The sequence below is a fragment of the Rhodococcus sp. MH15 genome (assembly GCF_019266045.1).
Lineage (GTDB): Bacteria > Actinomycetota > Actinomycetes > Mycobacteriales > Mycobacteriaceae > Rhodococcus_F > Rhodococcus_F qingshengii.
Genome location: NZ_LPNP01000076.1, coordinates 1 through 2,664, shown reverse-complemented (window position 1 = coordinate 2,664; position 2,664 = coordinate 1). Strand labels below are relative to the sequence as shown.

The window sequence follows — 2,664 nt, the reverse complement described above, 5'->3', positions numbered from 1 at the left end:
CTGGGACCAAGGCGCCGAGATGGCCGAGCACCGGGCATTCGCCGCCGCGACCAACTTCGACGTCTACTTCGCAGACGCGGGCGCTCCCTGGCAGCGCGGCAGCAACGAGAACACCAACGGGCTTCTCCGCCAATACTTCCCGCGCGGTACCGACCTGGCAGCGCATAGCGTCGACAAACTCTTGGCCGTCGCGGAGGAGCTTAACGACCGACCCCGGAAATCGCTCGACTGGGACACCCCTGCCGAGCGCCTGAGTGCTTTACTGGAAGTCTCGTAATCACGAGTGTTGCGACGATTGCTGGAATCCAAGCTCGTGAAGGTAAGGTTTTCTGCGCGGTTGTCCTGGATGCGTTTTCAAGACGGGTCGTGGGGTGGTCGATCGATTCCAGTCAAACCTCCGCGCTGGTGACCAACGCGCTCTCGATGGCCATCTCCAACCGTGCACCGCTCGAAGGAACCGTGATTCACTCCGATAGTGAGACTGTTTGTGCCGGTGTTTTCGGATTTCCTGACCGTTAACGCATGGAGACGAGAGAATGCTGGTGCCGGGTGTTCCCAGTGTTCCTGACCCGCACTCCGATCGACGATCGTGTGTCTTTCCTTGGATCTGTCGGTTCCTGGGAACGCCCGGTGAGGCGCTACGCCTCACCGTCGGGGTGACCTGAGGAGAGCCTGCACCACCAGGTGCTCATCACTGTCTTGTCCGCCGGTTCGGTCGATGCGCGGCGCCGCCTTGCTCATCGGTCAACGGAGAGGAAAGCGACATGACAAGGATGCCTGACAAAGCTGGTCTCGATCAAGACCGGGAAGTGTTCGCCGGGGTCGATACCCACAAAGAATTGCATGTCGCCGCGGTGATCGATACCGACGACACAGTCCTCGGGACTCGCAGTTTTCCCACCACCCGAACTGGTTACCGAACCATGCTGACCTGGATCGGCGAGTACGGCACTCTGATCCGGATCGGTGTCGAGGGCACTGGCTCCTACGGAGCTGGGCTGACCCGCCACCTTGCTAAAGCGGGCGTGACGGTACTCGAGGTGGACCGCCCCGATCGGTCGGACCGCCGCCGTAAGGGCAAAAACGACGACCTCGATGCCATTAACGCAGCGCGTGCAGCCAAAACCAACCGGCGCACCACCACCCCGAAATCGAAAGATGGTGCCGTCGAGTCACTTCGTGTGTTGAGGGTGACCCGAGCCCATTCGGTACGAGAGCGGCGCAGTGCGCTGCAACTATTGCGGATGACGATCATCTCCGCTCCCGACGAGCTGCGCGAGCAGGTCCGCGATCTGACGCGGATGCAGCTGATACGCCTCCTCGCCGCGTGGCGGCCGGATGTCTCGAACGCTACCGATCCTGTGACCGCCTACCGGGTTTCGCTGAAATCCCTGGCTCGCCGCTATCTCGAATTGACCGACGAGATCGCCGATCTCGACGAACTGATCAACCCGATCGTGAAAGCGCTCGCACCTCAACTGCTCGAGCGAGTCGGAATCGGTATCGAGGTCGCCGGCCAGATGCTTGTCACCGTCGGCGACAATTCCGATCGGATGAAATCCGAGGCTGCGTTCGCGATGCTCTGCGGTGTCGCGCCGCTACCCGCATCTTCTGGCATGACCCAACGACACCGTCTCAATCGAGGCGGCGACAGACAAGCCAACCGAGCCTTGCATCTGGTCGTCATCGGCCGTATTCGACTCGACCCGAAAACCCAGGCCTACGTAGAGAAGAAGACCAGCGAAGGCCACTCGAAACTGGAAACCATTCGGTGCCTGAAACGCTACCTGGCTCGCGAGATCTACTACCTCCTCAACCCCGGACAGCAGACCATTACTCCGAACACCCGACCGCATCGAAAGGCAGCTTGACTCTCAGGAGAGCATCCACGGAGTGCAATTCACGTCCTGGACATTCACCCGCCGGGCGCACGACTCAGGGCTGGTTCCGTCGATGGGATCTGTCGGTGACTGCTACGACAACGCCACAATCGAATCATTCTGGGGCAGAATGCAAACCGCGCTTCTAAATCGAAAACGGTGGCGTACCCGGATTGAACTGGCGAACGCTATCTTCGAGTATCTGGAGATCTTTCACAACCGTCAACGTAGACATTCGAGCCTCGGAATGCGCACCCCGATAGAGTACGAATTGCATCATCACACGAATCAGCCAGTTGCCTGAAACCAGCTATGTCGACTCCGTGGAACCCAGGGCACATCACTTCATCCTTTGGGAAAGATGGAGTCATGTCCTCAGCAACGAACAAGAGGTACCCGCCCGAACTGCGTGAGCGGGCAGTGCGGATGGTCTCAGAAGTCCAACACGAGTACCCGTCCGAGTGGGCCGCAGTCGAATCCGTCGCTGACAAACTCGGCATCGGAACAGCGCAAACGCTGCTCAACTGGGTCCGGAGAGCTCAGACCGACGCCGGGATACGTCCCGGTGTGACGAGCGAAATGGCAGCGGAGATGCGCAAACTTCGAGCCGAGAATCGGGAACTCAAGCGCGCCAACGAGATCCTGAAGTCGGCATCGGTTTATGTGGGTGATCGATGTCAAGTGCCCGTGTCGTCGAGTCGCTGGATAAGTCCGTCGAAGACCTTCTGCCGCCCGATCTGGCCCTTGTCTGCGGCGTCGTCTCGCTGACGGGTGAGGGTGGGGA

At 59.9% G+C, this 2,664-nt stretch carries 3 protein-coding genes and 2 pseudogenes; all 5 read left to right on the top strand.

Features of this window, described 5'->3' with window-relative positions:
• Positions 1–277 (top strand): IS30 family transposase (locus ATN37_RS32685; RefSeq protein WP_256933441.1); only part of this gene is annotated, 277 nt, incomplete at its 5' end.
• On the top strand, positions 220–519 hold the full coding sequence (locus ATN37_RS33205; RefSeq protein WP_082661380.1) for a DDE-type integrase/transposase/recombinase: 300 nt from the start codon (positions 220–222) through the stop codon (positions 517–519). The genes ATN37_RS32685 and ATN37_RS33205, both read left to right, overlap by 58 nt.
• Before the next feature lie 245 nt (positions 520–764).
• Entirely contained in the window at positions 765–1,871 is a 1,107-nt protein-coding gene (locus ATN37_RS21660; protein ID WP_082661379.1) for an IS110 family transposase, read from the top strand.
• Between the two features lie 16 nt (positions 1,872–1,887).
• Positions 1,888–2,184 (top strand): annotated as a pseudogene (locus ATN37_RS21655) (transposase); the annotation flags it as partial.
• A 65-nt stretch (positions 2,185–2,249) separates the two neighbouring features.
• Positions 2,250–2,543, top strand: a pseudogene (locus ATN37_RS21650) (transposase); the annotation flags it as partial.
• Between the last annotated feature and the right edge of the window lie 121 nt (positions 2,544–2,664).